Source organism: Methylibium petroleiphilum PM1 (genome assembly GCF_000015725.1).
GTDB classification, from domain to species: domain Bacteria; phylum Pseudomonadota; class Gammaproteobacteria; order Burkholderiales; family Burkholderiaceae_C; genus Methylibium; species Methylibium petroleiphilum.
The window spans coordinates 1,450,765-1,465,685 of record NC_008825.1 but is presented as its reverse complement, the minus strand read 5'-3'; the positions used below and the strand labels follow the sequence as shown (position 1 = coordinate 1,465,685).

15 protein-coding genes and 2 tRNA genes are annotated in these 14,921 nt (G+C 67.6%); 4 read left to right on the top strand and 13 right to left on the bottom strand.

Translation table 11 applies throughout. From position 1 onward, the window contains the following. Positions 1–5: 5 nt before the first annotated feature. Both sbcB and MPE_RS06850 read right to left on the bottom strand, forming a co-directional pair. Complete coding sequence (gene sbcB, locus MPE_RS06855) at positions 6–1,445, bottom strand: exodeoxyribonuclease I (RefSeq protein ID WP_011828959.1); 1,440 nt, start codon at positions 1,443–1,445, stop codon at positions 6–8. A gap of 38 nt (positions 1,446–1,483) precedes the next feature. Beyond that, positions 1,484–2,356, bottom strand: a complete 873-nt coding sequence (locus MPE_RS06850; protein WP_011828958.1) for a DNA ligase — start codon at positions 2,354–2,356, stop codon at positions 1,484–1,486. A gap of 207 nt (positions 2,357–2,563) precedes the next feature. Here MPE_RS06850 and acnA point away from each other — a divergent pair, with 207 nt between their 5' ends. After that, entirely contained in the window at positions 2,564–5,293 is a 2,730-nt protein-coding gene (gene acnA / locus MPE_RS06845) for an aconitate hydratase AcnA (RefSeq protein ID WP_011828957.1), read from the top strand. A 48-nt stretch (positions 5,294–5,341) separates the two neighbouring features. Here acnA and MPE_RS06840 read toward each other — a convergent pair whose 3' ends face one another. From MPE_RS06840 to MPE_RS06825, 4 genes are all read right to left on the bottom strand, one after another. Then, complete coding sequence (locus MPE_RS06840) at positions 5,342–5,698, bottom strand: arsenate reductase (RefSeq protein WP_011828956.1); 357 nt, start codon at positions 5,696–5,698, stop codon at positions 5,342–5,344. Between the two features lie 4 nt (positions 5,699–5,702). Next, positions 5,703–6,221 carry a hypothetical protein gene (locus MPE_RS06835; RefSeq protein ID WP_011828955.1) on the bottom strand — a complete coding sequence of 173 codons (519 nt, stop codon included), beginning with the start codon at positions 6,219–6,221 and terminating at the stop codon, positions 5,703–5,705. Between the two features lie 66 nt (positions 6,222–6,287). After that, entirely contained in the window at positions 6,288–6,707 is a 420-nt protein-coding gene (locus tag MPE_RS06830) for a YbaN family protein (RefSeq protein ID WP_011828954.1), read from the bottom strand. 65 nt (positions 6,708–6,772) lie between these two features. Next, positions 6,773–7,393 carry a hemerythrin domain-containing protein gene (locus MPE_RS06825; protein ID WP_231497430.1) on the bottom strand — a complete coding sequence of 207 codons (621 nt, stop codon included), beginning with the start codon at positions 7,391–7,393 and terminating at the stop codon, positions 6,773–6,775. A gap of 283 nt (positions 7,394–7,676) precedes the next feature. Between MPE_RS06825 and MPE_RS06820 the strand changes: the two genes are divergently transcribed. Beyond that, positions 7,677–8,123, top strand: coding sequence for a ferritin-like domain-containing protein (locus MPE_RS06820; protein WP_011828952.1), 447 nt, complete (start codon positions 7,677–7,679; stop codon positions 8,121–8,123). Positions 8,124–8,146: 23 nt separating this feature from the next. Continuing rightward, entirely contained in the window at positions 8,147–8,422 is a 276-nt protein-coding gene (locus MPE_RS06815) for a hypothetical protein (RefSeq protein ID WP_011828951.1), read from the top strand. Positions 8,423–8,427: 5 nt separating this feature from the next. On the opposite strand, the gene MPE_RS06810 is transcribed toward MPE_RS06815, so the two are convergent. Beyond that, positions 8,428–10,053, bottom strand: coding sequence for a flavin-containing monooxygenase (locus MPE_RS06810; RefSeq protein ID WP_011828950.1), 1,626 nt, complete (start codon positions 10,051–10,053; stop codon positions 8,428–8,430). Between the two features lie 244 nt (positions 10,054–10,297). Here MPE_RS06810 and MPE_RS23910 point away from each other — a divergent pair, with 244 nt between their 5' ends. Then, complete coding sequence (locus MPE_RS23910; RefSeq protein WP_011828949.1) at positions 10,298–10,951, top strand: 2'-5' RNA ligase family protein; 654 nt, start codon at positions 10,298–10,300, stop codon at positions 10,949–10,951. A 38-nt stretch (positions 10,952–10,989) separates the two neighbouring features. Here the strand turns inward: MPE_RS23910 and MPE_RS06800 are convergent. The 6 genes from MPE_RS06800 to tolB all read right to left on the bottom strand — a co-directional run bounded on the left by MPE_RS06800 (position 10,990) and on the right by tolB (position 14,688). Continuing rightward, positions 10,990–11,065: transfer RNA gene (locus MPE_RS06800), tRNA-Lys, on the bottom strand. A 38-nt stretch (positions 11,066–11,103) separates the two neighbouring features. Continuing rightward, positions 11,104–11,179, bottom strand: a tRNA-Lys gene (locus tag MPE_RS06795). A gap of 41 nt (positions 11,180–11,220) precedes the next feature. Continuing rightward, complete coding sequence (locus MPE_RS06790; RefSeq protein WP_011828948.1) at positions 11,221–11,997, bottom strand: tRNA threonylcarbamoyladenosine dehydratase; 777 nt, start codon at positions 11,995–11,997, stop codon at positions 11,221–11,223. Beyond that, a complete protein-coding gene (ybgF, locus tag MPE_RS06785; protein ID WP_011828947.1) occupies positions 11,994–12,785 on the bottom strand; it encodes a tol-pal system protein YbgF in 792 nt (263 codons plus the stop codon). The genes MPE_RS06790 and ybgF overlap by 4 nt, the downstream gene beginning before the upstream one ends. A gap of 1 nt (position 12,786) precedes the next feature. After that, positions 12,787–13,326 (bottom strand): peptidoglycan-associated lipoprotein Pal, encoded by a 540-nt coding sequence (gene pal, locus MPE_RS06780; protein ID WP_011828946.1) that lies wholly within the window; start codon positions 13,324–13,326, stop codon positions 12,787–12,789. Between the two features lie 60 nt (positions 13,327–13,386). Continuing rightward, positions 13,387–14,688 (bottom strand): Tol-Pal system beta propeller repeat protein TolB, encoded by a 1,302-nt coding sequence (gene tolB, locus MPE_RS06775; protein ID WP_193373377.1) that lies wholly within the window; start codon positions 14,686–14,688, stop codon positions 13,387–13,389. Positions 14,689–14,921 lie beyond the last annotated feature (233 nt).

Sequence of the window (14,921 nt, the reverse complement as noted above, 5' to 3'; positions counted from 1 at the left end):
GGGCGTCAGGGGGCCGACGGCGCGATCTGCTCGGCGTAGTCGTAGAGCGCGCCCAGGATGTCCTGGCCCCGCTCGTCGGCCGACTCGCTGAGCGCGTCGATGCGTTCGAAGAAGGCCGCCAGGCTGCTGCCGCCGCCGACGCCCAGGTGCAGCCGCTCGGCGCGATGCTGCTCCCACTGGGCCCGCTCCTCGGCATCGAGCGTGTCCGGAAAGTTGCGCGCCCGGTAACGGAACAGCAGTTCCTCCAGGCGCCCGTCCTCGAACGACGGGCGCTGGCCCGCCAGCCCTTCCGGCGGCAGCCCACGCAGCCGCTCGAGCGTGCGCCGGTCGGCATTGGAGACGAAGCCGCCATACAGGTCTTCGTCGACGTCGGGTGCCTGCTCGGGCGCGGGCCGCGCGAACACGTCGGCCCACAGCGCGCGTGGCAGCGCGTCGTGCGCCAGGGCGATGTCGGCGTGACGCTGCACCCGGGCCGCGTCGTAGCCCCAGCGCTCGGCCATCGCCGGGCTCAGCGTCTTGAGGTTGCCGATGACGATCGGCGACTTGTTGATGTGGATGCTCTTGATCGGCAGGCGCGTCGTGCCCTCCGGCAGATCTTCGGCCTTGGTGAACAGGCGCTGGCGGATCGCGGCGGCATCGAGTCCGTAGAGTTCGCTGGGGTCGGCTGCCAGATCCCAGACGATCAGTTCGTTCTTGTTGGTCGGGTGAGCGCCGAGCGGCCACACCGCGGCGAGGCAACCCCGCTCGGCCGGGTACATGCCGGAGATGTGCAGGAAGGGCCGCCGCGCACCGGCACCGATCTCCGCCATCACCGCGTCCTTGCGGTGAAGCCGGAAGCAGAAGTCCCACAGGCGGGGCTGGTGCCGGCGGATCAGCCGCGCCAGGCCGATGGTGGCACGCACGTCCGACAGCGCGTCGTGTGCCGCCTCATGTGCCAGGCCATTGGCCGCCGTCAGGTGCTCGAGCTTGAACGAGGCCCGCCCGTCCTCGTGGCGCGGCCATTCGATGCCCTCGGGCCGCAGCGCATAGGTGCAGCGCACCACGTCGAGCAGGTCCCAGCGCCCGCAGCCGTTCTGCCATTCGCGGGCATAGGGGTCCATCAGGTTGCGCCAGAACAGATGGCGCGTCACCTCGTCGTCGAAGCGGATGGTGTTGTAGCCCACGCCCACCGTGCCCGGCGCCGCCAGCTCGCGCTCGATGGCGGCAGCAAAAGCATGTTCCGGCAGGCCCTGCTCGAGGCAGGTCTGCGGCAGGATGCCGGTCAGCAGGCACGATTCGGGGTCGGGCAGGAAATCGGGCGCGGGCTGGCAGTAGTGCATCAGCGGCGGACCGATCTCGTTGAGCTCGGCGTCGGTGCGCACGCCAGCGAACTGCGCCGGCCGGTCGCGCCGCGGCCAGCGCCCGAAGGTTTCGTAGTCGTGCCAGTAGAAGCTGTGTTCGCTCATCGCCCGCAACATACCTCAAGCCGTGGCCGGGACCGGCGTCAAGGCCCGGCCATCCGCAGGAAACTGGCGAAGCGCGGCAGGCCGCGCGCCGTGGTGCCGCGGTAGGTGTAGGTGACCACCGTGCCCTGCGGAGGCGGTGAAGCCCGCTGTGCATCGCTGAAGCCCGTGCCCAGCGCGAACTCCCGTCCCTGCGGCGTGCGCACGCGCAAGGCGCCCAACTGCCCGACAAAGCGGCCCTTCCCCGCGACGTGCCCGATGACGACCGCCTCGCTGTCCTGCAGCGGCTTGAGCTTCAGCAGCACTTCGCTGCGGCCGGTGACGTAGGGGGCGTCGGCCCGGTGCAGCATCAGCCCTTCGCCGCCCTGCGCCACCACGCTGGCCAGTCGGTCCTGCAGGGCTGCGGCATCGAGCAGTTCCCATTGCTCCACTGCCATCAGCGGCCCGGGCCCCGTTTGACTGACCAGTTGAGCCATCCGCGCTGCCCGCTCGGTGAACGGGCCGGGCGCTCCCGGCAGCTCGAACACACCGTAGCGCACCTGCCGCCATCCGGCATCGTCGGGCTGCCGGTCCCGCACGATCGCCGTGAGCGCCTCGAAACGGCCACGGCCGAGCCACAGCTCGCCGTCCAGCGCCACGGCCGGCAAGCCGGCCGTGAACCAGCTCGGTGCCGGCACCACGCCGCCACCACGAAACCGCAGCTCGCGTCCGTCCCATTGCGCCCGGACGCCGTCGAGCTTCTCGCTGACCCGGTAGCCGACCGGAGACTGGCCGGCCGCGGCCTCACGCGCCAGCAGCATCGACGGCGCGGCCGCACCGTCGCCGGATCGTCGCACCGCTGCGGCACCGGCGACCCGGACCCCAGCGGCCGCGGCCAAGGCCAGCGCACGCCCCACCACATCACGCCTCGACATCCCCTGCATGATCGCCTCCTGCCCTTCGATGGCCCGCGGCGATTGTTCGGTCGCATGGCCATCGTGGGATCCTCCCCACTGGAGCGGATCACGGGGGTGCGCACCGGCCCTCGCAAGGGTGCGTCGACCTAGGTGCCGCGATGTCATGTGGTGTTGGCATGCAAACCGCATAATCGTTTTCAACCCCAACCCACACCGAGGTCGACCATGCCCGCCACGAGCCCGCACGCCTTCCCGAAGACCCTGAAGAGCTTCAAGACCGCCTCCGGCAAGGAGGGTCGGTTCTACTCGCTACCCGAGCTGGCGAAGACCTTCCCGAACGTGGCGCGCCTGCCGGTGTCGGTGCGCATCGTGCTGGAGAGCGTGCTGCGCAACTGCGACGGCAAGAAGGTCACGAAGGAGCACGTGGAGCAGCTCGCGAACTGGCGGCCGACCGTCGAGCGCAGCGACGAGATCCCCTTCGTCGTCGCGCGCGTGGTGCTGCAGGACTTCACCGGCGTGCCGCTGCTGGCCGACCTGGCCGCGATGCGCAACGTGGCCGCGAAGATGGGCAAGAACCCCAAGGCGATCGAGCCGCTGGTGCCGGTGGACCTGGTGGTCGACCACTCGGTGATGATCGACCACTTCGGGTCGGCCAAGGCGCTGGACCTGAACATGAAGCTGGAATTCAGCCGCAATCGCGAGCGCTACCAGTTCATGAAATGGGGCATGGACGCCTTCGACACCTTCGGCGTCGTGCCACCCGGCTTCGGCATCGTGCACCAGGTGAACCTCGAGTACCTTGCGCGCGGCGTGCACAAGACCCAGGGCGGCATCTTCTACCCCGACACATTGGTGGGCACCGACAGCCACACCACGATGATCAACGGCATCGGCGTGGTCGGCTGGGGCGTGGGTGGCATCGAGGCCGAGGCCGGCATGCTGGGCCAGCCGGTCTACTTCCTGACACCCGACGTGGTGGGCTTCGAGCTCACCGGCCAACTGCGCGAGGGCGTGACGGCCACCGACCTGGTGCTGACGGTCACCGAGATCCTGCGCAAGGCCAAGGTGGTGGGCAAGTTCGTCGAGTTCTTCGGCGAAGGCACCCGCACCCTCGCCCTGCCCGACCGCGCCACGATCGGCAACATGGCGCCCGAGTATGGCGCCACGATGGGCTTCTTCCCGGTCGACGAGAAGACCATCGACTATTTCCAGGGCACCGGCCGCAGCAAGGCCGAGATCGAGGCCTTCGAGGCCTACTTCAAGGCGCAGAAGCTGTTCGGCGTGCCCGAGGCCGGCGACATCGACTACAGCGCGGTCGTGAAGCTCGACCTGGGCACAGTGGCGCCGTCGCTGTCGGGCCCGAAGCGGCCGCAGGATCGCATCGAACTCGGCCACGTGAAGTCGCAGTTCGGCTCGCTGTTCAGCAAGCCGCCGGCGGAGAACGGCTTCAACCAGCCGGCTGAGAAGCTGGGGCAGGCCTTTGCCACCAGCGACGGCCTGGAAATCCGGAACGGCGACGTGCTGATCGCCGCCATCACCTCCTGCACCAACACCAGCAATCCGGGCGTGCTGCTGGCCGCCGGGCTGCTGGCGAAGAAGGCGGTCGAGGCCGGGCTGAAGGTGAAGAAGCACGTGAAGACCTCGCTCGCGCCGGGCTCGCGCATCGTCACCGAGTACCTGGAGAAGGCCGGCCTGCTGCCCTACCTGGAGAAGCTGGGCTTCTTCGTCGCTGGCTACGGCTGCACCACCTGCATCGGCAATGCCGGCGACCTGACGCCCGAGATCAACGAGGCGATCACGAAGAACGACCTGGTGTGCGCCGCCGTGCTGTCGGGCAACCGCAACTTCGAGGCCCGCATCCACCCGAACCTGAAGGCCAACTTCCTGGCCAGCCCGCCGCTGGTGGTGGCCTATGCGATCGCCGGCACCGTGAGCAGGGACCTGATGACGGAACCGGTGGGCACCGGCAAGGGCGGCAAGCCGGTCTACCTGGGCGACATCTGGCCCACCAGCGACGAGATCTACAAGCTGATGAAGTTCGCGATGGACGGCAAGGCGTTCAAGAAGAATTACGACAAGGTCAAGAGCGATCCCGGCAAGCTGTGGGAACAGATCAAGGGCGTGAAGGGCCATGTCTACACCTGGCCCAAGAGCACCTACATCGCCGAGCCGCCGTTCTTCCAGGACTTCACCATGGAGCCGGCCGTGGCGGACGCCGGCGTGAAGGGCGCACGCATCATGGGCCTGTTCGGCGACTCGATCACCACCGACCACATCTCGCCGGCCGGCTCCTTCAAGGACACCACGCCGGCCGGCAAGTACCTGCTAGAGCACGGTGTGCTGAAGGCCGACTTCAACAGCTACGGCTCGCGCCGCGGCAACCACGAGGTGATGATGCGCGGCACCTTCGCCAACGTGCGCATCAAGAACCTGATGCTGCCGCCCAAGGACGACGGCGCGCGCGAGGAAGGTGGCTACACCCTCTTCCAGCTCGACGGTGCGGACAAGGGCCGCAAGCTCGCGATCTACGACGCCGCCATGCAGTACATCGCCGCCGGCGTACCCACGGTGATCTTCGGCGGCGAGGAGTACGGCACCGGCTCGTCGCGCGACTGGGCCGCCAAGGGCACGCAGCTGCTGGGCATCAAGGCCGTGGTGGCGAAGAGCTTCGAGCGCATCCACCGCAGCAACCTGGTCGGCATGGGCGTACTGCCGCTGCAGTTCAAGGGCAGCGACTCATGGAGCACGCTGGGACTGATCGGTGACGAGGTGGTGGACGTGGTGGTCGATGCCGACATGAAGCCGCAATCGGACGCCACGCTGGTGATCACCACGCCCACCGGTGAGAAGAAGACCGTGATCGTCACGCTGCGCATCGACACGCCGATCGAGGTGGACTACTACAAGCACGGCGGCATCCTGCCCTTCGTGCTGAGGCAGTTGCTCGCCGCGTGACCACCGCCTTGTGAGTTGTGAGGACGCGGCACGACGGTCGTCGCGTCCTCAGTGGGACAGCCGTGCGCTGAATACCGCCTCGTCGAAGCCGACCGTCACGCCACCCGGCCACTCCACCACGGGCCGCTTCACCAGCGACGGATGTTCCCTGAGCGCCCGCTGGGCGCTCGACGCGTCGACGACGGACTCCCGCACCGCAGGATCGAGTTGGCGCCAGGTCGTGCCCTTGCGGTTGACCAGCGTCTCCCAGCCGGTGGCGGACACCCATCTGGCCAGCGCGTCGGGAGGCACGCCCTGCTTCTTGAAGTCGTGAAACGTGTAGCCAACGTCGCGGGCCTCCAGCCAGGCGCGGGCCCGCTTCACGGTGTCGCAGTTCGGGATGCCGTACAGGGTGATCGTGGGCATGGAATCAGCGACCGTCGAAGAGATCGTCGCACTGCGGATCGACGTTGTTGCCCAGTTCGGCCACCTTGTCGGAGGTGTCGAGGCTGACCTGGAACCACACGCAGAACGGCGTGTCGTAGCGGTACGACCAGAGCTGGTGCTGCTGACGTGACAGGAAGCGCACGTTCGACGGATGGCCGATGCGCCGCAGCACTTCGTCGCGGCTCATGCCGATCTGCAGTGCATAGAAGTTCTTCTCGGTCAGCACCTGTTCCCAGCGCAGCAGCCGCTGGTCGGCATCGAAGTCGAGCATGTAAGTGTGCTTGCCCATCGGGCCTCGGGCGAACTCCAGCCGCTCACCGGCTGGAGCGAGTGCATAGCGCCCGGTCGGCGGCCCCATGCGCTCGATGACCTGCGCCTGCGGTGTACCGACGGGCAGGCCCGAAGGGCTGTAACCGGCGCAGGCTGACAACGCGAGCACGCCGATCCACAGCAGCATGCAGCGCAGGGTGGTCGATGCAGCAGCGGGGGTCGGCCGGTTCATGCGCAAATTCTGCCCGCGAGCGAAATCCGACCCGGTCGCGCGGAGATTGCGATTGAGCAACGTCGCTCAATCGCGACCTGGCAGCCGCCGCGTCGCGTCCGCCGTCGGCAGGCGCCACATCCACAGCGCAACGGCGGTGCAACACAGTGCGGGCATCCATCGCCAGGGCGAAGTCAGCCACCACCACGACCAGACACAGCCCAGCGTCATCATCACCGTGGCCAGTCGCTTCGCCGCCAGCGGGATCGCGCGATGCGAACGCCACGCCTGAATCATCGGTCCGAAGCGTCGATGCCCGAGCAGCCAACGTTCGCAGCGCTCGCTCCCGCGCGCAAAGCAGAAGGCCGCCAGCAGCACGAAGGGCGTCGTGGGCAACAAGGGCAGCACGATGCCGACCAGGCCCGTCAGCAAGGCCAGCCCCCCCGCCAGCGACCACAGCGCGCGAATCCAGCGCGGCGTCGGGGGAATTGGGGCCTCGTCCTGCATGGACGCAGTATCGGTCCGCCGGAGACCGATCGGTCGCCCGGCCGCCTGGGCCGGTCTCGAGCGCTCTAGACGGACCTCGCCGTCGCCCGCCCGGCCAGTGCTTCCAGCGCGGAGCCCAGACCCAGCAGGGTCGGTTGCGCTTCGGTGATGCGCCTGAAGACATCGGCATACACCGCATCGCCCTCGTCGCCGGCAAGCGGGTCGCGGTTCTGCAGGAAGGCCGCATCGAGTTCGCTCCAGTCCTGATCACCGAGCACGCGCTCGGCCATCGGCAGCACCATCGCCTCCTCCGTGCGCATGTGGTTCAGGTAGAAGTGCATGTAGGCCGTCATCGAGCGCTCGAAACGCTCGCGTCGCTCCTCGCCCTGGGGCGTCTCGGCCATCACCTCGAAGGCCAGCAGTTCGTGTTCGAGCTTGCGGATGAACTGCTCGCCCTGGGCATGGTCCTGATCGAGCCGGTTCAGCACGGCGGTGCGCTCTGCGCTGCGCGACCGCAGCATCGGAAACAGCAGCCGGCTTTCCTTGGCATGGTGCAGGCGCTCGGGAAATTCGTCGACGTAGAAGAGCATGGCGCGCAACATCCCGAAGTCCGGCAGCGTTCCGCGCCGGCGATGCTCTCCCAGCATCAGGTGGATGGCGCGCAGCATCGCAGACAGAGCCCGATGCTCCTGGCGAATGATGGTCAAGCTGGCGTGCACGGGGGGTTGATGCAGTGTAAGAAAGCGTACGGCCACGGCGATAAACACCCGCCGCGCCGTCGGTCGCTAGCGTCGATCCAGACCGCCCAGCAGGCCTTGCGCCAGATCAAGGGGCCGTTCATTCGCAGCGAAGGAGACACGGTGTAGGCGCGTTCGTACAGCACGCGGCGCGATCGCCCTACTGCCTTTGGACTGCAGGCTACCCATCATCGAGTTGCCACGGTCCCATCCATCCCGGGTGGTCCCACTTGCCCAACTTCGAGGAGTTCCCATGAGCGACAAGCAAGTCATCCAGATCCTGAACGAACTGATCGAAACGTCGAAAGACGGCCAGTACGGATTCGCGAAATGCGCCGAGCGAGCCGAGTCCGTCGCCCTCAAGCAGACACTGCAGGCCCGTGCCGCGGAATGCGAAAGCGCCGCGGTGGAGTTGCAGGCCCTGGTCCTGCAGCACGGGGGAAGCCCCGAGGATCATGGCAGCGTCGCCGGCGCCCTTCATCGGGGATGGGTGTCGGTGAAGGATGCATTCACCGGCAGCAGCGATCACGCGTTGCTGGAGGAGTGCGAGCGCGGCGAGGACGCGGCACTGGCCCGCTACCGCAAGGCGCTGAAGCAGCAACTGCCGATCGACGTGCAGCAGACGCTCGGCCGGCAGTTGCTTGGGGTGCAGTCCAACCACGACCAGATCAAGGCGCTGCGCGACAGCGTGACGTCCTGAGTCCTGCAACCGACGCTTCGCACATGTCGGACACTGGCTACGACTCTTTCAACAACCGCGCCGAACTGGCTTCGGCGCGGATTGCAGGCTGCTTCTCTTGCCTGGCCACATTCGAGCCGTCCGACGTGGTGAGTTGGACACACGGCGAATCCACCGCCGTGTGTCCGCTCTGCGGTGCGGACACGGTCCTGCCCCACGTCGGCAGCCTCGCGACATTGCGGGCCGTGCATGCCGGGCTGCTGGACAGCTGCGACGAGACGATCCCCGCCGTCCTGACGCTGACGCCCGAGACCGACTAGCAAACTCAGCGCATCTCGAAACCCGGATAGCCGCCGGCGGCCAGTTCTTCGCAGCGTTGGCGGTATTTTCCGACCCCACCGATGTACGAAAGCATGCGGCGCTGCTTGCCCTTGACATTGGTTCCCATGTACCAGGAATCGGTCTTGACCAGCAGCGTCGCGTTGGAGGTCTCGTCGTGGTGAGCCACCCATTCGTCTTCCAGCGCCCGGCTGGGCTCGATGACGGTCAGGCCCTTACGGCGCAGCGCCACCAGGCACTCGGTGATCCAGTCGACCTGCTGCTGCAGGCAGGTGGTCATGTTGCAGAAGGCCGCCGACGGCGCCAGCGGCGCCCCGGTCGTGAAGAGGTTGGGATAGCCGTGCACCTGCAGGCCCATCGTGGTGCGGATCTCGCGGCCCCAGTCGTCCTTGAGCGAGCGCCCGCCGCGACCGCGGATGTCGATGCGCGTCAGTGCACCCGTTCCCGCATCGAAACCCGTCGCCAGGATCAGGATGTCGAGTTCGTGGAGCTTGCCGTCGGCCGTTCGCACACCTTCGGGCGTGACGCACTCGATCGGCGACGCCTTCACGTCAACGATCTCGACGTTCGGGCGGTGGTAGGCCTCCAGGTAGTTGGTGTCCAGTGGCACGCGGTTGGTCCCGAAGCCGTAGTTCGTGGGGATCAACTTCTCGCACAGCACCGGGTCCTTGAGCCGCTCGCGCATCTTCCCGCGCACGAACTCGGAGACCTCGGCGTTGACCTTTTCGTCGAAGAACATTTCGGAGAACGAGGCCAGCCACAACGCCAGCGAGCCGTCGTTCCAGAGCTCCTCCAGCACGGCGATCCGCTCCTCGGGCGTCCTTTCGGCCCAAGTGCCGTAGCCGCCGAAGTCGTAGACGTGGCCGGCAAAGGTTCGCTGCACGCGTTCCTTCATCTCGTGGAAGCGGCTCGAGAATCCGGCCCAGACCGCCTCGGTGTACTTCGGGTTGTTCATCGGGATCGTGTACTGCGGCGTGCGCAGGAACACCTTGAGGTGGCCGACCTGACTCGCGATCGTCTGGATGACCTGGATGCCCGTCGCCCCGGTGCCCACGATGCCCACGCGTTTGCCGGTGAAATCGACCGGTTCCTTCGGCCAACGCGCGGTGTGGAACAACTGGCCCTTGAAGCTGTCCTGACCGGGGAACACCGACGTCAGCGGCGCCGACAGCATGCCGCAGCAGGTGATGAGGAAGCGCGCCTGGACGGTATCGCCCTGGTCGGTCGTGATCGACCAGCTCTGCGCAGCTTCATCGTAGTGCGCCGCCTCGACGCGCGTGCTGAACCGGTAATGCTTGCGCAGGTCACAGCGGTCCGCCACGTAGTTCAGCCAGCGCTCGGACTCGGGCTGCGCCGGGAAGCGCTCGCTCGGTTTCCACCCCTTGTAGAGATCTTCCGAAAACCAGAACTGGTAGACCTCGGCCGTGGAATCGAACCGGGCGCCCGGGTAGCGATTCCAGTACCAGGTGCCTCCGACGTTGGAGCCGGCCTCGAAAGCCTGGACGTCGAACCCCTGCTCACGCAGGCGATAGACCTGGTACAGGCCGGCGATGCCTGCCCCGATGACCACGGCGTCCACCCTGGTGGTCTTGGCAACGGTCTTGTCGTTCATCACGATTCCCTTCACTTGGTGATTTCAGCGGCCGTGACCGAGCGTCGCGTCACGGGAGAAGCGCTGCCCAAGGATGGAGGAGCGAAGGCAGCGTTTCCGTCACGCAGGCGACAGAGGCCATGGGATGTAACCCTTAGACCGGCCGCCGCTGTCAGACAACGAATGACCCAGGGTCGGCGGGGTCGTTCGAGGCTCGCGTGAAGACCCGTTTGCCACCAGCACATCGACCCGAGGAGCGGATGCCATGCCCGATCAAATCAGCCTGCCAGGAGTTCCTGCCGAGCCCGCACTGTTCCAGCCCGAGGCCGTCCACGGGCGCGCCGGCCAGTTGCGTGGCTACAACCTGTTCTTTGCACTCGTCCCTCTGCGCGACGACGCAGAACACTTGGCCCAGGCCGGCGCCGAGCTGCGCAGGCGCCATGGGCTGCGGGGTCCGTGCCTCCCACCTCAGAACCTGCACGTCAGCCTGCATGCGGTCGCGGGCTACGCCAACAGGATCCCTCGATCGGATATCGAAGCCGCCCGGGCCGCGGCTGCCCGAGTGCCCTGGCCGGGTTCGTCCATCCTGTTCGATCGTGCATCCAGCTTCAACACCGCAGGCAACAACCCCTTCGTCCTGCGCTGCGATGCACAGAGCGATGACGCCGTGACGCGACTGCGGGACGCACTTGGAGACGAACTACGCCGCGCAGGGCTCAGGCCGAAGCCGTCCCGCACACCGCACATGACGCTGCTCTATGACCCGATACTGGTACCAGAGCACCTCATCGAACAGACAGGATGGATCGCCGCGCGATTCACACTGATCCTCAGTCACCAAGGCCGCGGACATCACGAGAGGCTGGGCGATTGGCCATCGCCTGATGAGGAATCTCGCGCGCGCGACAGCCAGAAATGACAAAGGCCCCGCACTGTCGTGCGAGGCCTTGTCTTTCTTGGTGGGCCCTGAGTGACTCGAACACTCGACCTACGGATTAAGAGTCCGCTGCTCTACCAACTGAGCTAAGAGCCCGTGAACTGGCCACGGTGAGCACCCCGTGAGGAGCGCCTTGGTGGGTTGTGCGTGACTCGAACACGCGACCAACGGATTAAAAGTCCGCTGCTCTACCGACTGAGCTAACAACCCGCCGTAGAGCCGCTCATTATAGCCAGACTTTTTTCTCGGATTCAAGTCTGCGCATCACGGACCACGAGGCCCTCGATGATCTCACCTGCGGCGACCAAACCGAAGGTGGCTGTGACGCTGACGGCGGATCCGTAGCCATGGCAGTTGAGGCTGCCGTCAACCCGGCAAGCCTCGTCGGGTTCGCTCACGGCCTCGCGCGAGAACACGCAGCGCACGCCGATCGCCCCCTTGCGCGCCGCCGCGTGCCGCTGGCGCAGGCGCTGCCGCAGGGACGCCAGCAAGGGATCGTGGGTCACCTCGGCCAAGTCTTCGACCTCGACCGCCTGCGCGCGGCGCTTGCCGCCAGCGGCCCCCACCGATACGTAGGGCAAGCCGGCATCGAGCGCCCACGCCGCCAGAAGCGCCTTCGCACGAACCTGATCGCAGGCGTCCACCAGCGCATCGATGCGTTCCGGCAACAGCGCCGGCCAGTTGTCGGCCTCGACAAAAGCTTCGACCGCATGCACCCGGCACGCCGGATGGATCTGCGCGATGCGATCCCGCAAGGCCAGCACCTTGGCCTGGCCAAGGGTGGCGTCGAGGGCCTGCACCTGCCGGTTGATGTTGGACTCGCTGACGTGGTCGAGATCGATCAGCGTGAGTGCAGCCACGCCGCTACGCGCCAGCGCCTCGGCCACCCAGGAGCCGACGCCGCCGACACCGACCACGCCGATCCGGGCCGCCCTGATCCGACGGTACCCGGCCTCTCCGTAGAGCCGCCGAAGGCCCCCGAAGCGGCGCTCCAGGTCGGCTTCGTCAGGCTCCGGTAACGCGCTCACTTCAATGAGGCGAGCCGCTCGCGACCGGCCTGCGCGGCCTCGCTCTTCGGGTAATTCTTCAGCAGTTCGTCGAGCGTGCGGCGTGCGGACTTGGTGTCCTTCAGCTCGAGCTGGCAGTTGGCGATCGACAGCAGGGCCTCGGGCGCACGCGGGTGGTCGGGCGCCGCCGCCACCAGGGCCCGGAAGGACGGAATGGCGTCCTTGTAGTCGCGCTTGCCGTACTGCGCATTGGCCAGCCAGTACAGCGCCGCGGTCGAGTAGCCGCTGCTGGGGTAGCGGCGCTGGAAGGCGCTGAAGGCGTTGACCGCGCCGGCGAAATCACCCTGCCGGAGCACGTTGACGGCCTCGCCGTACAGCCGCGTTTCCTCGGGTTCGGCGAGGAACTCCTTGCCGTCCAGCGTGACCTTCTGCGGCTCCATCTTGCGCAGGCGTTCGTCGATGCCCTGCTGCACGTCCTTCTGCTTGCGCTGCAGTTCGGCCACGTCGCGCTGCAACTGCTCGTCGCTGCCGCGCAGCTTGGCCAGGTCCGCGCGCAGCTGCTCGATGGTGGTATTCAGGTCGAGCACGCTGCGCCGCAGTTGGTTCACCTGCTCCGTCAACTCGGCTTCGCGCGCCTTGGCGGCCTGATCGACCTGGTCGATGCGCGCGCGCGCATCGAGGATGGCACGGCGGGCCTCGTCGTCGTCGAACAGACCGGCCTGTGCGGCCCCGGCACCCAGCAGTGCCGCAGCCAGGATCGCGGGGCGCCAGCCGGCGATCCTGGCCACCGTGACGGTGCTGCGCGTCATCTCAGCGGTCGCGCAGTTCGGCACGGCGGTTCTTGGCCCACGCCGCCTCGTCGCTGCCGGTGACCGCCGGACGCTCCTTGCCGTAGCTGACCGACTCGATCTGCCCGTCCTGCACGCCCAGCAGCGTGAGCGACTTGGCTACTGCCTCGGCGCGCTTCTGGCCCAGCGCAAGGTTGTACTCGCGACCACCGCGCTCGTCGGTGTGGCCTTCGATGACAACGCGCTTCTTGCGGTCGCTGTTCAACACCTTGGAGTAGTTGTCGACGATCGGGCGGTATTCGTCCTTCACGAGGAAGCTGTCGAAGTCGAAATAGACCACCTTGCCCAGTGCACCGGCCTGCTGGGCCGACAGGTCGACGTTGGCGACCTGCGACTGGCTGGTCCCGCTGGCCGAACCGCCGGCACCGGCGCCGCCGACCGGAGCCGCGGTGCGGCTTTCCACCGGCGGCTCGTCCAGCTTCACCGGCGAGCTGCAGCCGGCCAGGGCCAGAGCGGCCAGCAGGGCCACGGCAGGGGTGGAGCGGCGGATCATCGACATCATGGTTTTCTCCTCATTGGTAAATGGTGGTCGATCGACGAAACAAGCGCGAGCTCGCAGGGCTCAGCGTCCGTAGGGGCCCCAGACCGGCTCGCGCACATCAGCCTGGGTCGACACGAGGCGGGCCTTGATCTTGCCGTCGGTCGTGGTGGTCATCAGCACATCGCGGCCACCGTCTCGGGTGGCGTAGATGATGAGTCGGCCGTTCGGCGCGAAGCTGGGGCTTTCGTCGTCCTTGGTGTCGCTCACCGCGCGGGCGGTTCCGCTGGCGAGGTCCATCACCTGCACCCGGAAGGCGCCGCCGTCGCGCGAGATGTAGGCCATCGTGCGGCCGTCCGGGCTGATCGCCGGGCTGATGTTGTAGCTGCCGCTGAAGCTCACCCGCTCGGCATTGCCGCCACCGGCCGGCACGCGGTAGATCTGCGGGCTGCCGCCCCGGTCGCTGACGAAATAGATCGATTTGCCGTCCGGCGCCCACGTGGCCTCGGTGTCGATCGCACCGCTGCTGGTCAGGCGCTTCACGCCCTCGCCGTCGCGCCCCATCACGAAGAGCTGCGAGCCGCCGTCGCGGCTGAGGGTCAGCGCGAGCTGGCGGCCGTCGGGCGACCACGCCGGCGCGCTGTTCGAGCCGCGGAAGCTCGCCAGCGTGCGGCGCTTGCCGCTGGCGACCTCCTGCACATAGACCACGGCCTTGCGGCTCTCGAACGACACGTAGGCCAGTTCGCGACCATCGGGCGACCAGGCCGGCGAGATGATGGGTTCGGGGCTGGCCAGCGCGGACTGGCCGCCCTCGCCGTCGGCGTCGGTCACCCACAGCGTGAAGCGACCGCCGCCCTTGGTGACGTAGGCGATGCGCGTCGAGAACACGCCTTTCTCGCCGGTGAGCTTCTCGTAGATGGCGTCGGCGATGCGGTGGGCCGCGAGCCGCAGATCGCCGGCAGGGACCGCATAGCTCTGGCCGCCGAGGTCGCGGCCCTTCACCACGTCCCACAGACGGTAGCGCACATCGAAACGGCCATCGGCCAGGCGCGTCACCGAGCCGCCGACCAGCGCATCGGCGCTGCGGCCGCGCCAGTCGCTCATCGCCGGCTGGGAACCTTCGTCGAGCACCACGCCGGAGGTGTCGAGATTGCGGAACACCCCGCTGCGCTCGAGATCCGCCCGCACGATGGCGCCCACCGGCTGCGGCGCCTTCTCCTCGTCGCGGAACTTCACGACGGCGATCGGCAACTGCGTGGCGCCGACGCCGGAGATCTCGACGCGGAACTGGGCCAGCGCGGACGGCAGCGCCGCGGCGAGCGGCAGTGCCACCAAGCTGCGGCGCAGCATCGAGGGAGGAGAAGACAGGGCTCGAAGGTGGGTCATGCGGCAGAGTGAGCGGCCAGAGCGCCCGCATCGCGGATCGTCGTGTCGAGACGAGGCTCGATGTGAGGCATGCTGTCGGGGAGGAAAGGTCCGTCGGAAGAAGCGACCGGGACATCCGCAAGCGCGGGCTCGTGCACGGTGTCGCCGGCGCGGCGCACCAGGCCGCAGCGCAACAAACTCGATACCCGGGCAGGATACCAGCCGGCACCGGCTGCTCGGACCCCAGGGCCCGA

Bases quoted from the DNA above. Each gene is read 5' to 3' on its own strand.
- sbcB (WP_011828959.1), bottom strand. From the start codon at position 1,445: ATGAGCGAACACAGCTTCTACTGGCACGACTACGAAACCTTCGGGCGC.
- MPE_RS06850 (WP_011828958.1), bottom strand. From the start codon at position 2,356: ATGTCGAGGCGTGATGTGGTGGGGCGTGCGCTGGCCTTGGCCGCGGCC.
- acnA (WP_011828957.1), top strand. From the start codon at position 2,564: ATGCCCGCCACGAGCCCGCACGCCTTCCCGAAGACCCTGAAGAGCTTC.
- MPE_RS06840 (WP_011828956.1), bottom strand. From the start codon at position 5,698: ATGCCCACGATCACCCTGTACGGCATCCCGAACTGCGACACCGTGAAG.
- MPE_RS06835 (WP_011828955.1), bottom strand. From the start codon at position 6,221: ATGAACCGGCCGACCCCCGCTGCTGCATCGACCACCCTGCGCTGCATG.
- MPE_RS06830 (WP_011828954.1), bottom strand. From the start codon at position 6,707: ATGCAGGACGAGGCCCCAATTCCCCCGACGCCGCGCTGGATTCGCGCG.
- MPE_RS06820 (WP_011828952.1), top strand. From the start codon at position 7,677: ATGAGCGACAAGCAAGTCATCCAGATCCTGAACGAACTGATCGAAACG.
- MPE_RS06815 (WP_011828951.1), top strand. From the start codon at position 8,147: ATGTCGGACACTGGCTACGACTCTTTCAACAACCGCGCCGAACTGGCT.
- MPE_RS06810 (WP_011828950.1), bottom strand. From the start codon at position 10,053: ATGAACGACAAGACCGTTGCCAAGACCACCAGGGTGGACGCCGTGGTC.
- MPE_RS23910 (WP_011828949.1), top strand. From the start codon at position 10,298: ATGCCCGATCAAATCAGCCTGCCAGGAGTTCCTGCCGAGCCCGCACTG.
- ybgF (WP_011828947.1), bottom strand. From the start codon at position 12,785: ATGACGCGCAGCACCGTCACGGTGGCCAGGATCGCCGGCTGGCGCCCC.
- pal (WP_011828946.1), bottom strand. From the start codon at position 13,326: ATGATGTCGATGATCCGCCGCTCCACCCCTGCCGTGGCCCTGCTGGCC.
- tolB (WP_193373377.1), bottom strand. From the start codon at position 14,688: ATGACCCACCTTCGAGCCCTGTCTTCTCCTCCCTCGATGCTGCGCCGC.